This window comes from Flavobacterium sp. (assembly GCF_027484945.1).
Taxonomy (GTDB): Bacteria; Bacteroidota; Bacteroidia; order Flavobacteriales; family Flavobacteriaceae; genus Flavobacterium.
The window spans coordinates 36,360-60,259 of sequence record NZ_JAIXRZ010000059.1; the positions used below are offsets into that span (position 1 = coordinate 36,360).

At 38.8% G+C, this 23,900-nt stretch carries 21 protein-coding genes and 1 pseudogene; 7 read left to right on the top strand and 15 right to left on the bottom strand.

Features of this window, described 5'->3' with window-relative positions:
* Positions 1-7 precede the first annotated feature (7 nt).
* The 4 genes and pseudogenes from Q0039_RS08160 to Q0039_RS08175 form a co-directional block, all read right to left on the bottom strand.
* Entirely contained in the window at positions 8-1,231 is a 1,224-nt protein-coding gene (locus tag Q0039_RS08160) for an NADP-dependent isocitrate dehydrogenase (RefSeq protein ID WP_297511540.1), read from the bottom strand.
* A gap of 219 nt (positions 1,232-1,450) precedes the next feature.
* A complete protein-coding gene (rplS, locus tag Q0039_RS08165) occupies positions 1,451-1,801 on the bottom strand; it encodes a 50S ribosomal protein L19 (protein ID WP_297511541.1) in 351 nt (116 codons plus the stop codon).
* 158 nt (positions 1,802-1,959) lie between these two features.
* Positions 1,960-2,637, bottom strand: coding sequence for a tRNA (guanosine(37)-N1)-methyltransferase TrmD (gene trmD, locus Q0039_RS08170; RefSeq protein ID WP_297511543.1), 678 nt, complete (start codon positions 2,635-2,637; stop codon positions 1,960-1,962).
* 53 nt (positions 2,638-2,690) lie between these two features.
* Positions 2,691-2,897, bottom strand: a pseudogene (locus Q0039_RS08175) (DUF1569 domain-containing protein); the annotation flags it as partial.
* A 69-nt stretch (positions 2,898-2,966) separates the two neighbouring features.
* Between Q0039_RS08175 and Q0039_RS08180 the strand changes: the two are divergent.
* Both Q0039_RS08180 and Q0039_RS08185 read left to right on the top strand, forming a co-directional pair.
* Positions 2,967-3,899, top strand: coding sequence for a peptidylprolyl isomerase (locus tag Q0039_RS08180; RefSeq protein WP_297511545.1), 933 nt, complete (start codon positions 2,967-2,969; stop codon positions 3,897-3,899).
* A gap of 60 nt (positions 3,900-3,959) precedes the next feature.
* Entirely contained in the window at positions 3,960-4,259 is a 300-nt protein-coding gene (locus Q0039_RS08185; RefSeq protein ID WP_297511546.1) for a cytochrome c, read from the top strand.
* A gap of 62 nt (positions 4,260-4,321) precedes the next feature.
* Here the strand turns inward: Q0039_RS08185 and Q0039_RS08190 are convergent, their stop codons facing one another.
* Together Q0039_RS08190 and Q0039_RS08195 are read right to left on the bottom strand one after the other, a co-directional pair.
* Complete coding sequence (locus tag Q0039_RS08190; RefSeq protein WP_297511547.1) at positions 4,322-4,690, bottom strand: PUR family DNA/RNA-binding protein; 369 nt, start codon at positions 4,688-4,690, stop codon at positions 4,322-4,324.
* 68 nt (positions 4,691-4,758) lie between these two features.
* A complete protein-coding gene (locus Q0039_RS08195) occupies positions 4,759-6,522 on the bottom strand; it encodes an ABC transporter ATP-binding protein (protein WP_297511548.1) in 1,764 nt (587 codons plus the stop codon).
* 193 nt (positions 6,523-6,715) lie between these two features.
* On the opposite strand from Q0039_RS08195, the gene Q0039_RS08200 reads away from it, so the two are divergent.
* From Q0039_RS08200 to yajC, 3 genes are all read left to right on the top strand, one after another.
* Positions 6,716-7,819 (top strand): Glu/Leu/Phe/Val dehydrogenase dimerization domain-containing protein, encoded by a 1,104-nt coding sequence (locus Q0039_RS08200; protein WP_297511549.1) that lies wholly within the window; start codon positions 6,716-6,718, stop codon positions 7,817-7,819.
* Between the two features lie 125 nt (positions 7,820-7,944).
* Positions 7,945-8,847, top strand: coding sequence for a transcription antitermination factor NusB (gene nusB / locus Q0039_RS08205; RefSeq protein ID WP_297511550.1), 903 nt, complete (start codon positions 7,945-7,947; stop codon positions 8,845-8,847).
* Positions 8,848-8,865: 18 nt separating this feature from the next.
* The gene (gene yajC / locus Q0039_RS08210; protein ID WP_297511551.1) at positions 8,866-9,141 is read left to right on the top strand and encodes a preprotein translocase subunit YajC; all 276 of its coding nucleotides are present in this window, start codon (positions 8,866-8,868) and stop codon (positions 9,139-9,141) included.
* A gap of 27 nt (positions 9,142-9,168) precedes the next feature.
* On the opposite strand, the gene Q0039_RS08215 is transcribed toward yajC, so the two are convergent.
* The 9 genes from Q0039_RS08215 to Q0039_RS08255 all read right to left on the bottom strand — a co-directional run bounded on the left by Q0039_RS08215 (position 9,169) and on the right by Q0039_RS08255 (position 21,250).
* Complete coding sequence (locus Q0039_RS08215) at positions 9,169-9,747, bottom strand: YdeI/OmpD-associated family protein (RefSeq protein ID WP_297511552.1); 579 nt, start codon at positions 9,745-9,747, stop codon at positions 9,169-9,171.
* Between the two features lie 333 nt (positions 9,748-10,080).
* On the bottom strand, positions 10,081-11,568 hold the full coding sequence (locus tag Q0039_RS08220) for a DNRLRE domain-containing protein (protein WP_297511553.1): 1,488 nt from the start codon (positions 11,566-11,568) through the stop codon (positions 10,081-10,083).
* Positions 11,569-11,860: 292 nt separating this feature from the next.
* Positions 11,861-13,108 (bottom strand): peptidase T, encoded by a 1,248-nt coding sequence (gene pepT, locus Q0039_RS08225; protein WP_297511554.1) that lies wholly within the window; start codon positions 13,106-13,108, stop codon positions 11,861-11,863.
* A gap of 103 nt (positions 13,109-13,211) precedes the next feature.
* A complete protein-coding gene (secA, locus tag Q0039_RS08230; protein ID WP_297511555.1) occupies positions 13,212-16,556 on the bottom strand; it encodes a preprotein translocase subunit SecA in 3,345 nt (1,114 codons plus the stop codon).
* Positions 16,557-16,658: 102 nt separating this feature from the next.
* On the bottom strand, positions 16,659-16,880 hold the full coding sequence (locus tag Q0039_RS08235; RefSeq protein ID WP_073362738.1) for a DUF2795 domain-containing protein: 222 nt from the start codon (positions 16,878-16,880) through the stop codon (positions 16,659-16,661).
* A 149-nt stretch (positions 16,881-17,029) separates the two neighbouring features.
* Positions 17,030-17,599, bottom strand: a complete 570-nt coding sequence (locus tag Q0039_RS08240; RefSeq protein ID WP_297511556.1) for a cob(I)yrinic acid a,c-diamide adenosyltransferase — start codon at positions 17,597-17,599, stop codon at positions 17,030-17,032.
* Between the two features lie 87 nt (positions 17,600-17,686).
* Positions 17,687-18,391, bottom strand: coding sequence for an ABC transporter ATP-binding protein (locus Q0039_RS08245; RefSeq protein WP_297511557.1), 705 nt, complete (start codon positions 18,389-18,391; stop codon positions 17,687-17,689).
* Between the two features lie 86 nt (positions 18,392-18,477).
* Entirely contained in the window at positions 18,478-19,263 is a 786-nt protein-coding gene (locus Q0039_RS08250) for a class I SAM-dependent methyltransferase (protein ID WP_297511558.1), read from the bottom strand.
* Positions 19,264-19,384: 121 nt separating this feature from the next.
* Entirely contained in the window at positions 19,385-21,250 is a 1,866-nt protein-coding gene (locus Q0039_RS08255; protein WP_297511559.1) for an ABC-F family ATP-binding cassette domain-containing protein, read from the bottom strand.
* Between the two features lie 109 nt (positions 21,251-21,359).
* Between Q0039_RS08255 and Q0039_RS08260 the strand changes: the two genes are divergently transcribed.
* On the top strand, positions 21,360-22,499 hold the full coding sequence (locus Q0039_RS08260; RefSeq protein WP_297511560.1) for a glycosyltransferase family 2 protein: 1,140 nt from the start codon (positions 21,360-21,362) through the stop codon (positions 22,497-22,499).
* An 84-nt stretch (positions 22,500-22,583) separates the two neighbouring features.
* Complete coding sequence (locus Q0039_RS08265; protein WP_297511561.1) at positions 22,584-23,882, top strand: dihydrolipoamide acetyltransferase family protein; 1,299 nt, start codon at positions 22,584-22,586, stop codon at positions 23,880-23,882.
* The last annotated feature ends 18 nt before the right edge of the window (positions 23,883-23,900 follow it).

Here is a 23,900-nt window from a genome sequence, read left to right on the forward strand (position 1 = left end):
TATTGAATTATGCCAATTTAGCTTCTAAATTCACTTTTAAGGTTTGTAAGAAATCCTCGGTTGTTTGGTAATCGGCATCGGTTAATCCCTCAGGTTTTACCAACTGGGCCAAATCTTTTGTCATTTTACCACTCTCAACAGTTTCAATACAAACGGTTTCTAAAGCATGACAGAAATTAATTAATTCCTGGTTGCCATCTAATTTGCCGCGGTGTTCCAAACCACGTGTCCAAGCAAAAATGGATGCAATAGGATTTGTTGACGTTTTTTTACCTTGTTGGTGTTGTCTGTAGTGACGTGTTACCGTTCCGTGAGCAGCCTCAGCCTCGACTGTTTTACCATCGGGAGTGACTAACACTGAGGTCATTAATCCAAGCGATCCAAAACCTTGAGCAACGGTGTCTGATTGAACATCGCCATCGTAGTTTTTACAAGCCCAAACAAAACCACCATTCCACTTCATTGCCGATGCAACCATATCGTCTATTAATCGGTGTTCATAAACAATGCCCAATGCTTCAAATTGTGCCTTGTAGTGTTGTTGGTAAACTTCTTCAAAAATATCTTTAAAACGTCCATCATAAGCCTTTAAGATGGTGTTTTTAGTAGAAAGGTATAAAGGCCATTTTTTGGTTAATGCCATTTGGAAGGAAGAATGTGCAAATCCGTAAATCGATTCATCGGTATTGTACATACACATTGCTACGCCATCACTTTTAAAGTTGAATACTTCCCAGGAAGTGGTTGCTCCGTTTTCATCGGTAAATGCCATCGTGAGTTTGCCTTTTCCTTTAATTACTTTATCGGTGGCTTTATATTGATCACCAAAAGCGTGACGTCCGATGACGATAGGTTTTGTCCAACCTTGCACATAACGGGGAACATTGCTCATAATGATCGGTTCTCTAAAAACGGTTCCGCCCACGATATTACGAATGGTTCCGTTAGGCGATTTCCACATTTCTTTTAATTGAAATTCTTCAACACGCGCTTCATCAGGGGTGATTGTTGCACATTTAATCCCTACATTGTATTTTTTAATAGCTTCAGCAGCATCTATAGTCACTTGATCATTGGTAGCGTCGCGGTATTCAATCCCTAGATCGTAGTATTTAATATCGATATCTAGATAAGGTAAAATCAGTTGTTCTTTAATAAAACTCCAGATAATTCGTGTCATTTCATCACCATCCAATTCTACAATCGGATTGGTTACTTTAATTTTTGCCATATATAAAAAACGTTTGGTTAGCGAAATTATAAATCGTTTGCAAATATATAAAGATACCCATGAAGGTGAATCGAATTTCTAGAGGAAATCGATTGGATTCTTCCCTTTTTTTACTTTAAGTATGCTAAACAGAAAATAAATAAATGACCTGCCGATTTTTTAATAATAAAAAAGTCCCACTTTAGTAAGCAGGACTCTTTTATAAGGAAAGAACAACGATTATCTTCTTCGTTCTTTAATTTTAGCTTTTTTACCGGTAAGCTCACGGAAGTAGAAGATACGTGCTCTACGAACTTTACCTCTTTGATTTACTTCGATTTTTTGTAAAGCAGGCATGTTTAATGGGAAGATACGCTCTACACCTACAGCACCTGACATTTTACGGATGGTAAAGGTCTCGGTAACTCCTGCGCCTTTACGTTGAATAACCACACCTTTAAAAAACTGGGTTCTTGTTTTTTCACCCTCTTTAATTTCATAGTAAACGGTGATGCTATCACCAGCTCCAAAATCGGGGAAATCTTTTTTTGCAACGAATTCGTCTTGAACGAATTTTAATAAATCTGCCATTTTAAAAACGTTTAATGTTTCCTTAGAGCAACATACACGGTTATCGTCAGAGGTTGGTCCAATGCGGGTGCAAATGTAACTAATTATTTTAAATTAGAAATGATGAATTATAAATTTTTTGAGCACGCAGGTTTTTTTATTTAAAAAACGCTAAATGATTATCGATCAAGCAGGTCCGGTCGACGGTTTTTGGTATGTTCATAGGCCATTTCTTCTCTCCATTGGTCTATATTAGCGGCATGTCCACTTAACAAAACGGGTGGAACTTCCCAGCCGTTATAATTGGCTGGACGCGTATAAATGGGAGGTGCAAGTAAATTGTCTTGAAAACTGTCGGTTAATGCCGAAGTTTCATCACTTAAAACACCTGGAATTAATCGAATCAAAGCGTCGGATAGAATAATAGCACCGAGTTCCCCTCCCGAAAGGACATAATCACCGATTGAAATTTCTTTTGTAATCAAATGATCCCGAACGCGTTGATCAACCCCTTTGTAATGACCGCAAAGAATAACGATGTTTTTGCACAACGACATCGTATTGGCCATTCCTTGGTTTAAGGTTTCGCCATCGGGAGTCATGTAGATGATTTCGTTATAATCGCGTTCGCTCTTTAACTGTGAAATGCATTTGTCGATGGGTTCGATCATCATTACCATACCGGCACCTCCGCCATAAGGGTAATCGTCTACACTTTTATACTTGTTTGTAGCATAATCGCGTAAATTATGAAAATGCACTTCGACCAAACCTTTCTCAATTGCACGCTTCATAATAGATGCATCAAAAGGACTTCGGAGTAATTCGGGCAGGACCGTAATAATATCAATGCGCATAATTCAAATTTGAAACAAAGGTACACAACCTTTTAAATATGGTGCAATGTTTTTTAAACGCCAAATTGTTCCAAGTGGTGATTCAAATGGTTCCACATTAGTTTATCCCATTCATCTGTAGAAAGTGGTCCCCAGAAGGGATGGTTTTGCAATTGAATGCACGATGGGCCTTGATTAGAAAATCGTTGTACTTTGGTAATCAATTCCGTTTGCACCTCCTGAAAGTCAAAACGATCTTTAATCAAAAATTCGTTGGCAGTCGGACTGTTTTTTGTATTTAAAAGTTAACAGAATAAGTTTACCTTTGCCAAAATTCAAATTTAAATACAATGGAAAACGGAATATACGCTAAATTTAATACCTCCCGAGGTTCGATTTTAGTTAAATTAACATACGATTTGACACCGGGAACGGTAGGTAATTTTGTAGGCTTAGCCGAAGGTCAATTAGAAAACAACGTTCATCCTATGGGAAAACCCTATTATGATGGTTTAAAATTTCACCGTGTTATCCCTGACTTTATGATTCAAGGAGGGTGTCCACAAGGAATTGGTTCAGGCGGTCCAGGGTATAAATTTGATGACGAGTTTCATCCCGATTTAGTTCACAGCGGACCTGGAGTGTTGTCTATGGCAAATGCTGGGCCGGGTACAAACGGGTCGCAGTTTTTTATTACCCATGTGGCAACCCCATGGTTGGATGGAAAACATACCGTTTTTGGAAATGTAGTTGAAGGTCAAGATGTAGTTGATGCAATCCAACAAAATGATACGATTGATCAAATTGAAATCATTCGAGAAGGTGATGAAGCAAAAAAATGGAATGCTATAGAAGCATTTCGAACATTTGAAGGTTCACGTGTAAAACGTTTGGAAGAAGCCAAGCAAAGAGCAGAAGCTGCAATTGAAAAGTTGGCTGCTGGTTTTCAAAAAACCGAAAGCGGCTTGCGTTACCAAATCATTCAAAAAGGAAGCGGTAAACAAGCAGAGAAAGGTAAATCCGTTTCGGTTCATTATACAGGCGCTTTAGATAATGGAAAAGTATTTGATAGTTCATATGGGCGAAAAAAACCAATCGAATTTCCGTTAGGAAAAGGCCATGTTATTGAAGGTTGGGATGAAGGTATTGCGTTATTGCAAGTAGGTGATAAAGCCCGTTTTGTGATTCCACCGCATATTGGTTATGGTTCTGCGGGTGCAGGAGGAGTGATTCCACCTGATGCAATCTTGGTATTTGATGTTGAACTAATGGATGTAAAATAAGCGTAAAAATGTCTTGGACTATTTTTAGACTTTATTTTTCTCTTAATACATAATGTAACTATGAAAAAACACCTATGCTCCCTAATAGTAATTGCTGGTTTAATTTATGCTTGTGGATCGAATAAATCGGCACCTAGCTTGCCTGCTGCACCTTCTGTAAAAGTTGAAATGACAGCATCCTTAGCAGAAGGCAAAAGTCTCTATGAAGGTAGTTGTGCCCGTTGCCATCAGTTGTATAAACCGAGTGATTTTAATGCGCAAGCATGGAAACCCATTGTAGCGCGCATGCAAAAGAAAGCACAATTGAGCGATGAACAAGGAATGAAAATTTACAATTACCTTACTTCCGGAGTAGAGTAATTACATTTTAGATGGAATAAAAAAATCCGAAAGTTGATGTGGCTTTCGGATTTCTTATTTTATTAAATATCGTCAAAATCGATGTCTGTGTAACTCTTTTCGGAGGAATCGGTGGAGTCAGTAGGATATTCTTTTTTAAAATCCTTTTGGTGTCGTTCTGAAATTACTTCTTCACCTTTAGAATCCAATACAAAGTTGGTCATCTCATCTAATATTTCTCGAAAAGCGGTAAAATCTTCTTTATACAAATAGATTTTATGTTTTTTAAAATGAAACGATCCGTCTTCTTCAGTAAATTTTTTACTTTCCGTAATCGTGATATAGTAGTCGTCTGCTTTGGTTGAACGTACATCAAAAAAATACGTTCTTCTACCGGCTCTTAAAACTTTGGAAAAAATTTCATCTTTTTCCAACATATCATTTTCTCTCATAATTCGTGCTGTCAATTACTTGTTTTTCTATGTACGAAAATGAAAAAAAAATGAATATAAAGCAAGTATTATTCAACTTCTTTTTCAGAAAGTTGTTTTTCATAGAGTGCTTTATAATAGCCTTCTTGGTTTACTAATTGAAAATGAGTCCCTTGTTGGATGATCTTGCCTTCATCCAAGAGGATAATTTGATCCGCATTTTTTGCGGTTGACACGCGGTGGCTTACAATTAGGGTTGTTTTGTTTTTGGAAATAGAGGACAAATGGTTAATAATTTTCTCTTCTGTTTCGGTATCTACAGCAGAAAGACAGTCGTCTAATAAAAGAATTTTCGGATCTTTAATGATTGCGCGCGCGATGGAAACCCGTTGCTTTTGTCCTCCCGATAACGTAATACCGCGTTCACCCAATACGGTTTCATATTGCTGATTAAATTGGATAATGTTGTCATGAACAGCCGCTTGTTTTGCTGCCGTTTCTATTTCTTCCATCGTAGCATTTTCTTTGCCAAAACGAATATTATTACTGATCGTATCGGAAAATAAAAAGGCATCTTGTGGTACGATTCCTATAGCGTCCCGCAATTGAACGAGATCTATTGTATCAATAGGTTGGTTATCGATTAAGATACTCCCTTTTTCGATGTCGTGAAGTCGTGTAAGTAAAGTAAGAATAGTCGATTTCCCTGCGCCAGTTTTGCCTAAAATTGCCAAGGTTTGTCCTTTTTCAATTACAAAGGAAACCCCTTTTAATGCTTCAATTTGAGTATCTTCGTAGGTGTAACTCACATTTTTAAATTCGATTCTCCCTTCAATCGTACCCTGATATTTGGCATTGTTTTTAATTTCAGGTTCAGTTTTTAGAAATTCATTAATTCTTTTTTGAGAAGCTTCTGCTTCTTGCACCAATGACGATACCCACCCAATGGTTGCTACCGGCCAGGTAAGCATGTTGACATACAAAATAAATTCGGCAATGACCCCAATATTTTTAATGTGCGGATCTCCTTCTATATACATCATTCCGCCAAAATAAATCACCGCGAGATTACTCACCCCAATCAACGTAATCATTAGAGGGCCAAACAGCGACTGAACCCCAGCAAGATGTAAACTTTTGGCTTTGCTTTCTGCTGCCAAATTTGCCATCTCCTCTTGATTTTTTTGTTCCAATGCATAAGCTTTAATTACGCGAACACCAGAGAATACTTCTTGACTAAAACTGGATACTTTGGATAAAAATTGCTGGAAAGCAGTACTTCGTTTGTTGATTAAAACACTTAATCGGAAGATTACATACGAGAGAATTGGTAACGGTAAAAGGGTATACAGTGTTAGTTTTGGAGATACATGATACATATAAATAATAACAACGCCAAAACGGATTACTGTGTTAATCGTATACATTACGGCCGGTCCAACATACATGCGCACTTTGGCCACGTCTTCACTAATTCGACTCATTAAGTCTCCCGTACGGTTGCGTTTGTAAAATCCTTGATCTAGCACTTCATAATGCCGAAACACTTCATTTTTTAAATCAAATTCCACATGGCGCGACATCACAATCAAAGTTTGACGCATTAAAAAGGTTAAAAAGCCTGCAACCAACGAAGTGCCTATTGCTAATAAAATATTTTGGATTAACAATTGCATAACTTGTTGCGAATTCATGCCGTTTTCGGGGTAGTTTTCAATAATTTTAAAAGCGGCACTAATCAACTTTGGGGTGTATGAAAAGAAAATTTGAGCAATAATTGTAATACAAATACCCAATAAAAAGTGGTATTTGTATTTAATAAAGTATTTATTTAAATATTGAAGTTCTTTCATGCGTTGCGGAGCGCTGTTTTTGTTTTATTTATTTTTTTGTTAAAATAGTAGATAAAAAATAATCTGTAAAAATTTAGTACGTTCAAATTTTGCTAACATTTTGCTAATTAACGTGTAATTCGATGTAACATCTTGAATAAAACGTTAAATTTGCCACGACTTATTGATAAAGTCGCATTACAAAATTAATTTTATGACTGCAGAAATCACTACAGCAAAGGAGCTACAAAAAATGGATCCAGTATTTGGACAACTATCATTTGATAACCACGAACAAATCGTTTTTTGTCACGACAAAGATACAGGTTTAAAAGCAATAATCGGAATTCATAATACTGTTTTGGGTCCGGCTCTCGGCGGTACTCGTATGTGGAAATACAATAACGAATGGGAAGCTTTAAACGATGTTTTGCGTTTATCCCGTGGAATGACCTATAAATCAGCTATCTCTGGATTGGATTTAGGAGGAGGTAAAGCCGTAATTATTGGCGATGCAAAGACAGATAAAAATCCAGCATTAATGCGCAAATTTGGCGAATTTGTAAATTCTCTGTCTGGAAAATATATCACCGCTGAAGATGTTGGAATGGTAACCGCAGATATGGATACCGTTCGTGATGTAACACCCTACGTTACGGGTATTTCTGAATCGCGTGGTGGTTCTGGTAATCCCTCGCCTGTAACTGCCTATGGGGTATATATGGGAATGAAAGCAGCCGCTAAATACCAATTTGGGTCAGACAATCTTTCTGGGAAAAAAGTACTGGTTCAAGGTGTTGGTCACGTTGGTGAAACCTTAGTTAGTTTTTTATGTAAAGAAGGTGCTTTGGTGCAAATTGCCGACTTGAGTGAACAACGTTTGGAGGAAGTAAGTCAAAAATATGGTGCAACGATCTTCGCTGGAGCCGATTTGTATAGTGCCGATGTTGATATTTATGCACCCTGTGCTTTGGGCGCTACTATTAATGATGATTCAGTTTATAAAATTAAAGCTAAAGTGATTGCTGGTGCGGCCAATAACCAATTGGCTAACGAAAATGTACACGGTCCTATTTTGCAAGAACGCGGTATTGTTTATGCGCCCGATTTCTTAATTAACGCTGGTGGAATTATTAATGTGTATGGTGAAATTGCCAATTACGGTAAAGAGGAAGCGATGCGTCGTACAGAAAATATCTACAACACTACGTTGGAAATTTTTGATTATGCGGTAAAAAACAATTTAACAACGCAAAAAGCAGCCATGGCAATTGCAGAAAGCCGTATTGAACAACGCCGAAAAGAAAACGCGAAATAACCGTGTTTCCTAAAAAATAATTTTATTTTTGCAAAGCGAAAGAAAAGTACTTCTTTCGCTTTGTTAATTTAAAACCCAAAAGTTCTTATTCCGTGTTAAACCGAAGACATATTCGAATTAAAGTGATGCAAACCATTTACGCCATGCATCAAAGTGGAAGTGATGATTTATCCAAGCAGGAGAAATTCTTGAAAGCCAGTTTGGACAACATCCTCGATTTGTATCTTATTTTATTGTCTTCGTTGGTTGAACTTCGTAAAAAAGAAGAAGCTTACCTCGAGTTGGCTAAAAATAAACACTTAGCTACAAAGGAAGAACGCAATCCGAATACACGTTTTATCCATAATCCAGTTCTATTAGCTTTAGAAAAAAATGCCTCGCTTCAAAACGCTTTGGCAACCAATCATATTCATAACTGGCAGCATAACGACGATACAATTATCTATATGTTGCAAGATGTAAAAAATAGTACCTTATATCAAAAGTATATGGCAAAACCAGCGGTTACTTTTGAAGATGAGCGTTATTTTGTAACCGATTTATTTACGGAAGTCATTGCGCCCAATGAAAAGCTTTATGCGTATTTAGAGGATTTTAAACTCACGTGGGTAGATGATATTCCGGTAGTGAACACCTTAATTCAAAAGCAATTGCGTCATTTTGTTACGGAGGAATTTTGTGTTCCGAAAATTTTCAAAGATGAAGAAGATGCAGATTTCGCCCTTGATTTATTGCGCAAAACCATTTTGAACGAAAGCCTCTTTGGGAGCGAATTTGAGAACAAAACGCCAAATTGGGACACGGAACGAATTGCAGAGCTCGATACGATTATGCTTAAAATGGCAATTTGCGAGTTTTTAAAATTCCCTTCTATTCCGGTTAAAGTAACCATTAACGAATATTTGGAATTAGCCAAAGAGTACTCAACTCCTAAAAGTAGTATCTTTATCAATGGAATCTTGGATAACTTAGTCAAAGAATACCAAATTAGTGGAAAAATGAAAAAAGCCGGTCGCGGTCTTTTATAATCAATTAAATAGTTACGTATGGGTCAATTAACACAATTTTTACCGTTTTTATTAATGTTTGTGGTCATTTATTTTTTTATGATTCGCCCGCAACAAAACCGCATGAAAAAAGAAAAAGAGTTTGAAAATTCCTTAAAAGTTGGAGACCGCATTATTACCAAAAGCGGTATTCATGCTAAAATTGTCGAACTCGGAGAAACCACTGTGGTCATCGAGACCATGTCGGGGAAACTTAAAATGGAGCGCACTGCCATTTCGATGGAATTGAGTGCTGCTTTACACAAAAAAGCATAACTAAAATCCCGAGAAATCGGGATTTTTTTATTTCTTGTAACGATCATTCAAACCGCTACCTGCAAGAATCAGCGGTTTTATTTTTTCTAGGCGACTCGCTTTAGTAGCCTCTTGTTTAGCGGTGGCAATGTATTCCAAAAACTCATTTTGCTTAGATAAGGTAAACTGATCAAAAGCGGCATGAAGTGCACTATCATTAGTGAGTGCAGCGTCTAAATAGGCACATTCGATTCGGGCTTTCTTCTCGGGTTTGGTCGTTAAACCAGCACGTTCGTTGGCAATCGCTTCATGAACATAGTGCAATACTTCTTGTGCGTTGACGGCATTCCATTGGGCAAAGCGCCATTGACGAAGACCTTTGGTTACGCCTTCGTTTGCATTGACCAGTACGCCCAATTCATCTTTTAAAAAGACACCGTTAAAAAACCAAATCGTAAAGTAGTTTTTAAATCCGCCGAGACCCAGCACATTTTTCCCGTTCAGCGTATACACAATTCCACCCCATTTCGTGGTTTCTACCAATTCGGTGGTGGCGAGAAGATCCTTTAACTTCTCAATTTCTTGTTGCCAATAGGCATTTCGGTTCCACGATTTTGATTCACTCATACATATCTTTTTAATTAGGGCACCCGGCAAGCCGCCGCGCTTTTCGCTGTATCTTTACCTCCGCTAGCGCTCCAGCAAAGGATGCCGTTTCAATCGCTGGTGCAGGTCACTGCAAAAGTAGACGTTTTAATAACTCAATTGAATTTTTTTAAAACGGATGGGGTTGAAGATTCGTATTCAGTAATTAGTACCCTGTTACAGTTCACGAATAAACTTGTGAATACTTAACTCAATCTAACAAATTTACTTCATGATTGGTTATGTAATGAACAAAAAAAACCGGACAATGCCGGTTTTGGAGTAGTATATGCGATTCAAAGTAATTACAAAGTGTTAGTGGGAAAGTATTAATTTACCATTAAAACGTTGCTGATCATTAATTAAAGTCCAAAAATAGAGACCTTTTTGGAAATGACTAAAATCAAAAGTAGCATTCGAATTCAGATTTTGTTTTTGCTCAAACACTTTTTTACCTGTGGTATCAAATAATTGAAAAGTACCGGTTGAAGGAGTAGACAAAGAGAGATTTTCTAGGTTTAGTGTCACCAAACCTTGACTTGGATTAGGAATTACAGAAACAGTTTCTTGAGTCGAAACAGGAATGTTCGTTGATAAATTCGTAGCATAGCAAATTTCGAGTTTAGGATGCAAAGCCGCATTGGGGTGATCGCTCGAAGCAAAGGCCAACAAACGGTAGGGCAATTCTGTTTTTAACTTAAGTAAGAAGCCATAACTACTGTTAGGGTTTGCTAATTCATCTTGGATTAAATTTTTAACATCCAAAGTATAATCTTGAAACGGGTCAACATCTTGTAGTAAAGTGACTTCATTTTGAGTCGTTGTGGTAGGTTGGGTATTCCAAGCAACATCTTCATTCCATGGTGAAGTGATGCGTTGTAAAACGGATTCATTACTGCCACTTACATGTACGTGCTGTCCATTGGCATAACCGTTTACTGCATTTGGGTTGTTGTATAAGGTGAGTGTGGCCGATTGAATAGTTGCTCCTGTAGGGATACTACTTAAATTAAAATCGATGAGCCCACGGATACTAATTGGAGTTCCAAATATTGTCCATGCACAAGCATCCAACTCGGGTGAGTTTCCCTGCCCCGTTGAGAGTACATTACTTGAAATAAATGCATCTTTACCTACTGTAGCATTAGGCTGAATGGTTACAGTTGTGCATGGAAGAGTATAGGTAATCACTAGTTTAGGGTGTAAAGCTGCATTTGGATGATCACTTGAGGCAAAAACCAAGAGGCGAAATGGAGATTCCGTTTTTAATTTCAGTAAGAATCCAAAGCTGTTGTTGGGATTTGCCAGTTCATCTTGAATTAAGCTGGTAACATTTAAAACATAATTTTGAAAAGGATCAGTGCTTTGGGGTAACGTTACTTCGTTTTGACTGGTCGTCGTAGGTTGGTTACTCCAAGCCACATCTTCGCTCCAAGGCGAAGTAATACGTTGTAAAACCGATTCATTGCTCCCGCTCGCACTGGCATGTTGTCCATTGGCAAATCCATTGACCGAATTCGGGTTATTGTAAAGGGTTAGTGTAGCAGTTTGAATAATTGCGCCAGGAGGTAAACTACTTAGATCAAAGTCAATAAGACCTCGAATAGCCATGGGTGATCCAAATATGGTCCAAGCTCCAGCATCTAGCTCAGGCGAAGTTCCTTGTCCTGTTGTGGGCACATTACTGGAGATGAAGGCGTCTTTTCCAAGGGTTGCATTGGGTTGAAGTGTTAATGTATTTTGACTGTTTCCGGCTGAAATTATCAAAACTAGAGCCGTGAATAGTGAGAAAAGTTTAAACATTTAAAATAACATTAATTATTAGGTTGGGCAAAGATATGCTATATTAGATGTTTGAAAATGAAAATATCTACTTATTCTGGTCGACTTTTGTAAATTTCACAAAAAGTTGCGATAGTACTGCATAAAGTTTCCTCTGCATAAAGTCTCCTGACTTTGAGCCTTTAAGTAAATAAAGAAAAAACCACGAAGTCGGGAGACTTCGCGGAGCTTAAACGGATTGCATCCGAGGCTTTAGCCTAACGTAAAATGTAAATCCGAGCCAACATGATGTTTTGTAAAACAGTTTATGCCTTTAGTCAAACTTTGTGGTGGCTGTTAACTCGGCAATTTTCACAATGACCTCGACCGCTTTTTGCATGCTTTCTACGGGGACATATTCATACTTACCGTGGAAATTGTGCCCGCCTGCAAAAATATTGGGGCAGGGGAGTCCCATATACGATAATCGAGAACCGTCGGTACCGCCACGGATTGGTTTGATTAGCGGTTGTATTCCCACTTCACGCATCGCTTTTTCAGCCAAATCGACAATAAAATACATCGGCTCGACTTTTTCACGCATGTTGTAGTACTGATCGTTCACCTTGGCAATACAAATATCTTCGCCAAACTGTGCTGCAAAACGCATATTGATGTCTTGTGCTATTTTCAAAACCAATTCTTTACGCGCTTCAAACTTTGTCCGGTCATGATCACGAATAATCAATTCCAAATGCGTTTCTTCTAAGCTACCGGTCAACGCCGTTACATGGAAAAAGCCTTCATAGCCCTCAGTCTCTTGAGGGATTTCGTTTTTCGGTAATGCATTGATAAAATCATTGGCAATCAACATGGAGTTGATCATCTTGTCTTTGGCATAGCCTGGGTGAACACTTTTTCCTTTAAAAGTGATTTTTGCACCCGCTGCATTAAAGTTCTCATATTCGAGTTCGCCAATTTGACTTCCGTCCATAGTGTATGCCCATTGCGCGCCAAATTTTTCCACATCAAAAAAATCGGCACCCCGCCCAATTTCTTCATCGGGTGTAAAGCCCACGCGAATGGTACCGTGCTTGATTTCGGGATGTTGCACTAAATATTCCATCGCCGTAACAATTTCGGTAAGTCCGGCTTTGTCATCGGCACCCAATAAGGTCAATCCGTTGGTTGTAATTAAGGTTTGTCCTTTATACAGTAACAAATCTTCAAAATAGGAGGGCGATAAGATGATGTTCTTTTTGGCATTTAATACAATATCACCCCCGTCATAGTTGGATACGATTTGTGGTGTAACCCCTTTTCCGGTAAAGTCGGGCGAAGTATCATAATGCGACACAAAACCAATGGTAGGTACTTCATGGTCTACGTTGGAGGGAAGCGTTCCCATTACATAGCCTTTTTCATCGATAGTAACATCGGATAAACCAATGGTTTTTAATTCGTGAACTAAGTGATTTGCCAAGTCCAATTGTTTGGCTGTACTTGGAGTTGTTGGAGAGTTGGCGTCTGATTCGGTATCGATTGTGACATAACTTATAAAGCGGTCAATGATATGCTGCATAGGAGTTGTATTTGTGTCGCAAATATAATAAATCGCAACTATTTAGGTAAAAAAAATCCCCGAATCAGCCGATTCAGGGAAGTTCTATTTTGCTATTTTTTAGTTACTCGTTTACTAAAACCCATTCGCCAGAAGCCAACATTGATTCTGCTTTTTTATACTTCATCGATTCGGTTTTACCGCTTAATACGTGCTTTATAGTAACCGTATCGTTTCGGTTGATTTTTGGCATTTCTCGCACAACCGTTTCGGTACGTTGGGGTGCTTCTTTTGAATTAGTAGCATTGCGTTCTGCAACTTCATTTTCGTTACGCGATTCGGTGTATTGTTCATTTGAACGATTTTCAAAACGAGCTTCGTGAATATTTTGCGCTACCTGTTGCTGTGGTAAATCGCCTTTAAACAAGAACGAAATCACTTCTTTATTAACAGAATTTAGCATGCTACGGAATAAGTTGAAAGCTTCCAACTTGTAAATCAGTAAAGGATCTTTTTGTTCGTGAACAGCCAATTGTACTGAAGTTTTTAATTCGTCCATTTTTCGCAAATGTTTCTTCCAAGCTTCATCAACAATCGCAAGCGTAATGTTTTTTTCAAAATCGGCTACTAGCTGCACCCCTTTTGATTCATAAGCTTTTTTAAGATCGGTTACTACATTTAACGATTTAATACCGTCGGTAAACGGAACTACAATACGTTCAAAATGATTGCTTGGATTTTCATAAACATTGGCGATAATTGGAAAAGCTTCACGTGCAGAACGTTCACATTTTTCAGAATAATATTGGTAAGCCGCTTTATACAAACGACCGGTAATTTCCATTTCGTTTAATTTTTCAAATTCCGATTCAGAAACGGGAGAAGTTATCGAAAAATAGCGAATTACTTCAAATTCGAACGATTTAAAATCGTTAATTGCTTTATTGTCGCCTACAATTACTTCGCAGGTGTCATACATCATATTTACGATGTCTAGCTTTAAGCGTTCACCATGAAGCGCGTGACGACGGCGTTTGTAGACTACTTCGCGTTGGGCATTCATAACATCATCATATTCCAGTAATCGTTTACGCACCCCAAAGTTGTTTTCTTCTACTTTTTTCTGGGCGCGCTCAATCGATTTGGTCATCATTGAATGTTGAATAACTTCGCCTTCTTTTAAGCCCATTCGGTCCATGATTTTAGCAACACGATCAGATCCAAACAAACGCATCAAGTTATCTTCCAATGAAACATAGAATTGCGAACTTCCAGGATCCCCTTGACGACCCGAACGACCGCGTAACTGACGGTCAACGCGACGTGAATCGTGACGTTCGGTTCCAATGATTGCTAAACCACCAGCTGCTTTTACCTCGGGAGTTAGTTTAATATCGGTTCCACGACCCGCCATATTGGTTGCAATCGTAACAACGCCAGGCTTTCCAGCTTCAGCAACAATATCGGCTTCTTTTTTATGCAACTTTGCATTCAATACATTATGTGGAATCGAACGAATTTTCAACATACGACTCAACAATTCCGAAATCTCAACCGAAGTCGTACCAATCAATACCGGGCGACCCGCTTGTGAAATTTGCACCACATCTTCGATAATCGCATTGTATTTTTCACGAACTGAGCGGTAAATTAAATCCTCTTTATCATCACGAGAAATCCCTCGGTTGGTCGGAATTTCAACCACGTCCAATTTGTAGATTTCCCAAAACTCTCCTGCTTCCGTTACAGCTGTACCAGTCATACCCGCTAGTTTGTTGTACATACGGAAATAGTTTTGCAGCGTAATTGTGGCAAATGTTTGGGTAGCTGCTTCGATCGTTACATTTTCTTTGGCTTCGATTGCTTGGTGCAATCCATCAGAATAACGACGACCGTCCATAATACGACCCGTTTGTTCGTCAACAATTAATATTTTATTGTCCATGATGACGTATTCGACATCTTTTTCAAACAAAGTATAGGCTTTCAATAATTGTGTAAGCGTATGAATACGTTCACTCTTTATACCAAAATCTTGGAATAGACGCTCGCGTGCTTCTGCCTCTTTGTCTTTGTCCAAATTCATTTTTTCGATGTTGGCAATTTCCGTTCCAATATCGGGTAAAACAAAAAAGTCATCCGAAGTGTCTTGGGATAAAAATTTAATCCCATTGTCGGTTAGTTCAACTTGATTGTTTTTTTCTTCGATAACAAAATACAAGGCTTCATCCACTTTGTGCATTTCGCGGTTGTTGTCTTGCATGTATTGGTTTTCCGTTTTTTGCAACAATTGTTTTACGCCTTCTTCGCTTAAAAACTTAATTAACGCCTTGTTTTTAGGTAAAGAGCGGTAAGCACGCAACAATTGAAATCCACCGTCTTTGGTATTTCCTTCTTTGATTAACTTTTTAGCTTCTGCCAAAAAACCATTGGCCAATTGCCGTTGTAAGTTGTATAGATTTTCAATTTTTGGTTTCAATTCATTAAACTCATGACGGTCACCATCGGGTACGGGTCCCGAGATAATTAGAGGCGTACGTGCATCATCAATCAATACCGAGTCGACCTCATCGACAATCGCATAATTGTGTTTGCGTTGCACAAGATCTTCGGGCGAGTGCGCCATGTTATCACGCAAGTAGTCAAAACCAAACTCGTTATTGGTTCCATAGGTTATATCGGCATCATAAGCTTTTCGACGTGCTGCAGTATTAGGCGAGTGGTTGTCAATACAATCAACCGTTAGGCCGTGAAATTCAAACAACGGTGCTTTCCAAGTGCTGTCGCGTTTTGCTAAGTAGTCGTTTACGGTTACTAAATGCACACCGTTTCCGGTTAATGCGTTAAGATATAAGGGTAGGGTAGCCACTAAGGTTTTTCCTTCCCCTGTTTGCATCTCGGAGATTTTTCCTTGGTGAAGCACAATCCCACCGATTAATTGCACATCATAGTGAATCATGTCCCACGTGATTTCTTTACCAGCAGCATTCCAAGAATTTGCCCAAATCGCTTGATCACCTTCTAAGGTTACATAGCCTTTGGTTGCGGATAATTCTCGGTCCATAGCAGTTGCGGTTACGGTAACAGCTGTATTATCTTTAAAACGTTTTGCAGTTTCTTTCACTACAGCAAAAGCTTCGGGTAAAATAGCATTTAACGTTTTTTCAGAGGCTTCATAGGCCTCTTTTTCCAAGGCATCGATTTTATTGTAAATATCTTCACGCGCATCAATATCCAGCGTTGCTTCAGCTTCACTTTTCAATTGGATAATTTCGTCATCAAATTTGGCGCGTGACGCTTTAATTTTGGATTTAAATTCGGTCGTTTTTTCGCGTAATTGGTCGTTTGATAGACTGTTCAATGCACCTTCAAGTGCTTTGATTTTCAGAACCAATGGTTGAATCGCTTTAACATCTTTTTCGGATTTATCTCCGACAAATAGTTTAAGTATGCTGTTAATGATACTCATGGTGTAATTAATTTAGTGTTCACCTCTTTTGGTGGTGTGCAAATTTAAACAAAAAAAAAGCCCCAAATGAGACTTTTTTTTCAGTTGTGAAGTTTTTATTTTTTAGTATTCGTCCTCATTCCACAGATAATCTTCATCCGTAGGATAATCGGGCCAAATTTCTTCCATAGACTCATAGATCTCGCCTTCATCTTCAATAGATTGAAGGTTTTCAACCACCTCAAGTGGAGCGCCGGTTCTAATGGCAAAATCGATTAATTCGTCTTTAGTAGCAGGCCATGGTGCATCACTTAAATACGATGCTAATTCTAATGTCCAATACATCTTCTTTCGATTTTTAATTCAATGCAAAAATAAATTTTTAACTGAAAAAGTCAAGTAAAATTTGATTTATTTTAATTTAAAAGTTAAGAACGTAATAATAGGTGTTTTACGCTTGCTTTTTTTTTGATTATTAATAAAAAATTAACCTATTACTTTCGGGGAATCCATGGGGTTTCCAAAGCGTTTAAGTCGTAAGACAACTTCCGTGCCAAGACAAAAAGATAGTCAGAAAGTCGGTTGAGGTATTTAATAACGAGCGCATCCGTTGGTTCAATGTCATTTAAATGTACCGCTAAACGCTCCGCTCTGCGGCAAACACATCGTGCAACATGACAATAGGACACGGTTGTATGTCCGCCTGGCAGCACAAAGTGAGTCATCGGAGGTAATTCGGCATCCATTTTATCCATTTCCATTTCTAAATAAGCAATATCCTCCTCAGTAACGCCTAAATTTTGCAAGCGTTTTTCGCCATTTTTTAAAACTTCTTTTTCTGGAGGTGTTGCCAATATAGCTCCAATGGTAAACAATCGATCTTGGATTTCGACCAAAACCGATTGGTACAAGGGATTAATCGATTGATCTCTTACGAGTCCAATATAGCTGTTGAGTTCATCTACCGTTCCATAACTCTCAATTCGAATATGGTGTTTGGGTACACGGTCCCCTCCAAATAATGAAGTGGTTCCTGTATCTCCCGTTTTAGTATAAATTTTCATGAAAAACTGGGTTAGATAACAAATGTAAATTATTTAGCTGAAGCAAAATGCACACTTTAGTTTAAATCGCTATAATTCAACTATACGTTATGAGCGTGTGCTGTTCTTGTTGACAACATCACTTTCAATAATTCCATCCCGCAATCGGATGATACGGTGGGCATATTGTGCAATATCTTCTTCGTGGGTAACCAAAATAACAGTATTTCCACTGGCATGAATGGCATCAAAAAGTTTCATTATTTCCTCAGATGTTTTACTGTCCAAATTACCGGTTGGTTCATCGGCCAAGATAATTGAAGGGTTGTTTACCAAAGCGCGCGCTACTGCAACCCGTTGGCGTTGTCCACCCGAAAGTTGATTGGGTTGGTGATCCATTCGATCGGCTAATCCCACTTGAGATAAAACTTCTTTGGCGCGTTGGTGACGGTCAGCTTTTGAATAGCCCGCATAAACCATAGGTAAAGCTACATTATCCAATGCCGTTGTTCTCGGAAGTAGATTAAAGGTTTGAAATACAAACCCAATTTCTTTGTTACGAACCTCGGCTAAGTCATCATCGTGCATTTTGGAAACATCTTTCCCATTGAGTATATATGTTCCTGATGTGGGCGTGTCTAAACATCCTAAAAGATTCATTAAGGTTGATTTTCCCGAACCCGAGGGTCCCATTAATGCCACATATTCACCTTTTTGGATTTCCAAATCAATTCCTTTTAAAACATTGATCGTTTCACTTCCCAGCTGGAAGTCGCGTTTTATCGCTTTGATTTTAATTAACGATTCGGTCATGGTATAGCGTATTCGAAAAATTGCCTAATTGCAAATTGAAAGATAAGTAATTTTTATTGTGGTTTTGTTACAGAACTCCTAAAATTTTAGCACCGAATTACAAAATGTTCTTTTGCTAAAGATTGTTCACTTCGAAAGAAAACGATACCCCATTGATAGGTATCGATAGTGACCGTTACCAAAGGGTGGTTTTTGATTATTTTCCAAGCTTCTTCCATCTCGGTCGACCAATGAATATCGTCAAAAATCCATACCGAATTATTGTTTACTGTAGGTAATAACAACTCAAAATACGAAAGTGTAGCTGATTTGGAATGGTTGCCGTCAAAGTAAATTAGGTCGAAGTACGTATTTTCTTCTAGGGTATTGAAATAATCACCAAACTCAGTCGTCACAAATTCGATGGATGAAGCCGTTGCAAATTGTTTTTGTAATGATTTTTTGGCAATCGTTTGGGTGTTGGTACAACCTTCTAGTGTGATGAGTTTTGCCGATGGATTTCCAGCATGTAAAGTAGCTGTCGCTAAACCCAATGAAGTTCCGATTTCTAAAATGGAATCGGGTTGGAAATAGTGAACCATCCGGTACAATAAGCGCCCTCTTCGAGTTGAAATTCCGGCATTTTTTGCTATGGCATTAATCGCTCGGGTATTGGATTTGAAAACCCGCGAACCTGCACCAAAGTCGGTTACTTCTATTGTTGCGGTATTTTCCAAAAGTTGGTTGCGATACGCAGCAAGTGATGGGTACGCAGCATATTTTTTTCGATCATAAAAACATTGAGTCACTAAATCAAACACAAAAGGCGAGTGCACTCCATGTTCATTTTTGGAGCGCCACAAGAATTGAATATAAGCTAGAATTGGATACATGGTACATCAACTTTTTTTCTACTATTATTGCATACTGCATACTGCATACTGCATACTGCATACTGCCACTGCCTACTGCTCACTGCCTACTGTTCACTGCTTACTGTTCACTGCCTACTACTCAACCCTCTAATTTTGCTGAAAGTTCAAACCAGCGTTCTTCTTTTTCTTCCAACGATTTAATAATTTTTTGCAATTCCAAAGCTTTCAATTCAATAGCATCAGGTGCTAGCGTACCATCGGTGAATTGTTGTTCGATTTGTTTTTTAGTGTATTCTAAATCTTTGATTTCGCGTTCGATTTTCTGAAATTCCTTTTGTTCGTTAAACGTCAGGCCTTGTTTGACTTGCTTTTCTTTCCAGTTTTTGGAAGTATTGCCTTCCGATTTTTCTTCTTTTTCAGGAGCAGCACTATCTTCATACGCGCGAAAATCGGAGTAGTTTCCGGGGAAATCTTCAATCACCCCTTGGCCGCGGAATACAAATAAGTGATCTACAATTTTATCCATAAAATAGCGGTCGTGCGACACTACCAATAGACAGCCCGGATAGTCCAGCAAGAAGTTTTCCAACACATTTAAGGTTACAATATCCAGGTCATTCGTGGGTTCGTCCAGAATTAAGAAATTTGGATTTTGAATTAGAACCGTACATAAATACAAGCGTTTTAATTCGCCCCCACTTAATTTTTCTACATAATCGTGTTGTTTTTTACGATCAAATAAAAAGCGTTCGAGTAAACCACCCGCAGAAATCGTTCGTCCTTTGGTCAAAGGGATGTACTCACCGTATTCTTTGATGATATCAATCACCTTTTGTTGGGGTTTCGGATTGATGCCGCTTTGGGTATAATAACCAATTTTTATGGTATCCCCGATGACTACTTTTCCAGAATCGGGCAGCAAGGTTTGGGTAAGAATATTAAGGAAAGTTGATTTTCCGGTACCATTTTTACCAATTATTCCCATCCGCTCGCCACGGTTGAAGGTATATTCAAAGCCATCCATGATGATTTTATCTTGGAATTTTTTAGACACTTTGTGTAATTCGACCACTTTACTGCCCATACGTTCCATGTTGATTTCCAACTCCATCACATGCTCTTTACGGCGGGAATGGGCTTTTTCTTTGATCACATAAAAGTCGTCAATACGCGATTTTGATTTAGTAGTTCGTGCTTTGGGTTGCCGACGCATCCAATCCAACTCTTTTACAAAAAGGTTTTTGGCCTTGTCTACCGATGCATTTTCGCTTGCAATTCGTTCTTCTTTTTTCTGTAAAAAATAAGAGTAGTTGCCTTTGTATTGGTAGAGTTTTCCGTTGTCGAGTTCGATAATTTCAGTACAAACGCGTTCCAAAAAAAAGCGGTCATGGGTGACCATAAACAAGGTCATGTTTTCTTTCGCAAAATAATTCTCAAGCCATTCAATCATTTCCAAGTCCAAATGGTTGGTGGGTTCGTCCAATATTAATAGGTCGGGACGGTTGATCAAAATGATGGCTAAGGCCAAGCGTTTCTTCTGTCCACCCGAAAGATTTTTGACTTTGAGTTTCAAATCATCGAGTTTCAGTTTAAATAGGATTTGTTTATACTGCGTTTCGAAATCCCACGCATTATACCGATCCATATTCTCGAATGCTTTTTGGTACGCTTCTTCATCTTCGGGATTTTCAAGCGCTTTTTCGTATTGTTCGATAATCTTTAGGGTATCATTATCGCTGGCAAAAATACTTTCTTCAATAGTGAGTTCGGGTTGTAAACTGGGTTCTTGGGAGAGAAATGCCATTTTAATGTTCTTACGCATAATGATTTGACCCGCATCGGGAGTGTCTTCACCTGTAATCATTTTCAATAGCGAAGTTTTTCCTGTACCATTTTTGGCGACAAAAGCAATTTTCTGGTCCTTGTTAATTCCGAAGGACAGATTTTCAAAAAGAGTACGTTCACCGAAGGATTTGGCGATATTTTCGACCGATAGATAATTCAAAACACGAGTTTTTTATGGCTAATTTGCCCTGCAAAAGTAACGGATTGGGAGGCATTCACCAATTTTATTTAGGCGATTTATAATTAAAGGCAATCTGTATCTTTGCAGTATGCAACTCTCGGTCGTTATTTTAAATTACAAGGTGCGCTTTTTCTTAGAACAATGTTTATACAGTGTTCAAAAAGCCATTGCTACAATCGATGCCGAAGTTATTGTGGTTGATAATGCTTCATCTGATGACAGTTGTGCAATGGTTCGGGAGCGTTTTCCAAAAGTCAAGTTGATTGCCAATGCCGAAAATTATGGTTTCCCAAAAGGTAATAACATAGGTGTGGCCGAAGCCAAAGGGAAGTACCTGTGCATCTTGAATCCCGATACCGTAGTTGCTGAAGACACGTTTACAAAAATCTTTTCGCATTTAGCATCCCATCCTGAATTGGAATCGAATTTAGGGATTTTAGGGTGCAAGTTAATAGACGGCACGGGCCATTTTTTACCCGAATCTAAGCGTGGTATTCCAACACCTTGGGTAGCATTTACCAAAATTTTTGGGTTGTATAAAGTATTTCCAGCGATTTCACTTTTTAATCGGTATTATGCCCAACAGCTTTCCGAAAATCAATCGGGTCCGGTGGATATCTTGGTCGGGGCTTTTATGGTAATCCCGCGCGAAGTATATTTGGAGTTGGGCGGATTTGACGAAAACTGTTTTATGTATTCCGATGATATCGATTTGAGTTATTTGAGTTTGAAGTCGGGTCGCACCAACTATTATTTTCATGAAACTTCAGTTATTCATTACAAAGGAGAAAGTACCGTTCGCGATGGGATGTATATAAAACGATTTCGCGAGGCCATGCAGTCTTTTTACCAAAAACATTTTCGAAAGTCCTATGGTTTTGATGTGATGATGCGCTTAGGGGCTTTTCTTTTTTCTTTGGTTAAACAATCGCAACAACGCAATCGCACGATAAATAGCACTAAAACGATTGTATTTACTCGTGATGGGTTGCAATTGCAAGCAGCACATCCGGTGGAATATTACAAGGAACTAGCAGACTTAACTACAGCCTTAGCCCCGGGCGAACGCGTCGTTTTTGATACACGATCCTATTCGTTTGCCGACCTTATACAGTTTATGGAAAAGCATTGTCAAACGGGGTGTCAGTTTCGAAATTACCTGTCCCAATTTGAGGGTATCATCGGGAGTGATCACGCAAACGATGTAGGAGGTGTTGAATTTTTATGAAAATTTAAGAATTTCATTATTTAGGCTCAGAAGAATTAGTATTTTTGCAATCCAAAATAGAACACACAACGTCACACTAGAAATATGGCAAAGTTTGAATTGAAATTACCCAAAATGGGAGAGAGTGTTGCAGAAGCAACGATTACCAATTGGTTGAAAAATGTAGGCGATACTATTGCCGCTGATGAAGCGGTATTGGAAATTGCTACCGACAAAGTAGATAGTGAGGTGCCGAGCGAAGTTTCGGGAACGTTAACAGAAATTTTGTTTCAAGTCAATGATGTGGTAAAAGTAGGTCAGACCATCGCAATTATCGAAACAGAAGGTGGTGCACCAGCAGTGACAGCTCCTCAAGCGGCGGCAGCTCCAGTGGTTGAGGCGGTTGCAGCTACGATTGAAGTGGCTAAAGAAGTGGTAGCTCCAGCAGATTTCTCAGGTTCGGATAAATTTTATTCGCCTTTGGTAAAAAATATTGCCAAGGAAGAAGGAATTTCGGTAGCTGAATTGGATACAATAGCTGGTACAGGTAAAGAAGGACGTGTGACGAAAGAAGATATTTTAAATCATATTAAAAATAGAGGAAATCAGCCTGCAGTACCAACAGCTACGCCTGCATCGGTTGCGACTCCTGCAGCAGCACCTGCTCCTCAAGCCGTTCCAGTATCTGTAAATGGAGGGGACGAAATTGTAGAAATGGACCGCATGCGTAAGTTGATTTCGAAATATATGGTCGAATCTGTTCAAACTTCGGCGCATGTTCAGTCGTTTATTGAAGTAGATGTTACCAATATTGTGAAATGGCGTGATAAAGTGAAAAATGCGTTTGAAAAACGGGAAGGTGAAAAACTTACGTTTACACCTATTTTCATGGAAGCCGTTGCCAAAGCGTTAAAAGACTTCCCGATGATGAATATTTCGGTGGAAGGCGAGTATATTGTAAAAAAGAAAAACATCAACTTAGGGATGGCGGCCGCTTTACCGAATGGAAACTTGATTGTTCCGGTAATTAAAAATGCGGATCAATTGAATTTGGTTGGTATGGCGAAAGCGGTGAATGATTTAGGAAACCGTGCAAAAGCAGGCAAATTAAAACCCGATGATACCCAAGGGGGAACCTATACCGTAACGAATGTGGGTACGTTTGGTTCGGTATTCGGAACACCAATCATTAATCAGCCGCAAGTGGGGATCTTAGCGTTGGGTGCGATTCGTAAAGTGCCTGCGGTTATTGAAACTCCAGAAGGTGACTTTATCGGCATTCGTCAGAAAATGTTTTTATCACACAGTTATGACCACCGCGTGGTTGATGGCGCGTTGGGGGGCAGCTTTGTAAAACGCGTAGCCGATTACTTAGAAGCTTGGGATAGTAATAGAGAAATTTAACAAATCAAATAGCCCTCT

Excerpts from the sequence above, each read along its gene's own strand:
- pepT (WP_297511554.1), bottom strand. The coding sequence starts at position 13,108 with ATGCAGCATATCATTGACCGCTTTATAAGTTATGTCACAATCGATACC.
- Q0039_RS08160 (WP_297511540.1), bottom strand. The coding sequence starts at position 1,231 with ATGGCAAAAATTAAAGTAACCAATCCGATTGTAGAATTGGATGGTGAT.
- trmD (WP_297511543.1), bottom strand. The coding sequence starts at position 2,637 with ATGCGCATTGATATTATTACGGTCCTGCCCGAATTACTCCGAAGTCCT.
- Q0039_RS08260 (WP_297511560.1), top strand. The coding sequence starts at position 21,360 with ATGCAACTCTCGGTCGTTATTTTAAATTACAAGGTGCGCTTTTTCTTA.
- Q0039_RS08220 (WP_297511553.1), bottom strand. The coding sequence starts at position 11,568 with ATGTTTAAACTTTTCTCACTATTCACGGCTCTAGTTTTGATAATTTCA.
- rplS (WP_297511541.1), bottom strand. The coding sequence starts at position 1,801 with ATGGCAGATTTATTAAAATTCGTTCAAGACGAATTCGTTGCAAAAAAA.
- Q0039_RS08250 (WP_297511558.1), bottom strand. The coding sequence starts at position 19,263 with ATGTATCCAATTCTAGCTTATATTCAATTCTTGTGGCGCTCCAAAAAT.
- Q0039_RS08180 (WP_297511545.1), top strand. The coding sequence starts at position 2,967 with ATGGAAAACGGAATATACGCTAAATTTAATACCTCCCGAGGTTCGATT.
- Q0039_RS08185 (WP_297511546.1), top strand. The coding sequence starts at position 3,960 with ATGAAAAAACACCTATGCTCCCTAATAGTAATTGCTGGTTTAATTTAT.
- Q0039_RS08235 (WP_073362738.1), bottom strand. The coding sequence starts at position 16,880 with ATGTATTGGACATTAGAATTAGCATCGTATTTAAGTGATGCACCATGG.
- secA (WP_297511555.1), bottom strand. The coding sequence starts at position 16,556 with ATGAGTATCATTAACAGCATACTTAAACTATTTGTCGGAGATAAATCC.
- Q0039_RS08245 (WP_297511557.1), bottom strand. The coding sequence starts at position 18,391 with ATGACCGAATCGTTAATTAAAATCAAAGCGATAAAACGCGACTTCCAG.
- Q0039_RS08190 (WP_297511547.1), bottom strand. The coding sequence starts at position 4,690 with ATGAGAGAAAATGATATGTTGGAAAAAGATGAAATTTTTTCCAAAGTT.
- Q0039_RS08265 (WP_297511561.1), top strand. The coding sequence starts at position 22,584 with ATGGCAAAGTTTGAATTGAAATTACCCAAAATGGGAGAGAGTGTTGCA.
- nusB (WP_297511550.1), top strand. The coding sequence starts at position 7,945 with ATGCAAACCATTTACGCCATGCATCAAAGTGGAAGTGATGATTTATCC.
- Q0039_RS08200 (WP_297511549.1), top strand. The coding sequence starts at position 6,716 with ATGACTGCAGAAATCACTACAGCAAAGGAGCTACAAAAAATGGATCCA.
- yajC (WP_297511551.1), top strand. The coding sequence starts at position 8,866 with ATGGGTCAATTAACACAATTTTTACCGTTTTTATTAATGTTTGTGGTC.
- Q0039_RS08240 (WP_297511556.1), bottom strand. The coding sequence starts at position 17,599 with ATGAAAATTTATACTAAAACGGGAGATACAGGAACCACTTCATTATTT.
- Q0039_RS08215 (WP_297511552.1), bottom strand. The coding sequence starts at position 9,747 with ATGAGTGAATCAAAATCGTGGAACCGAAATGCCTATTGGCAACAAGAA.
- Q0039_RS08195 (WP_297511548.1), bottom strand. The coding sequence starts at position 6,522 with ATGAAAGAACTTCAATATTTAAATAAATACTTTATTAAATACAAATAC.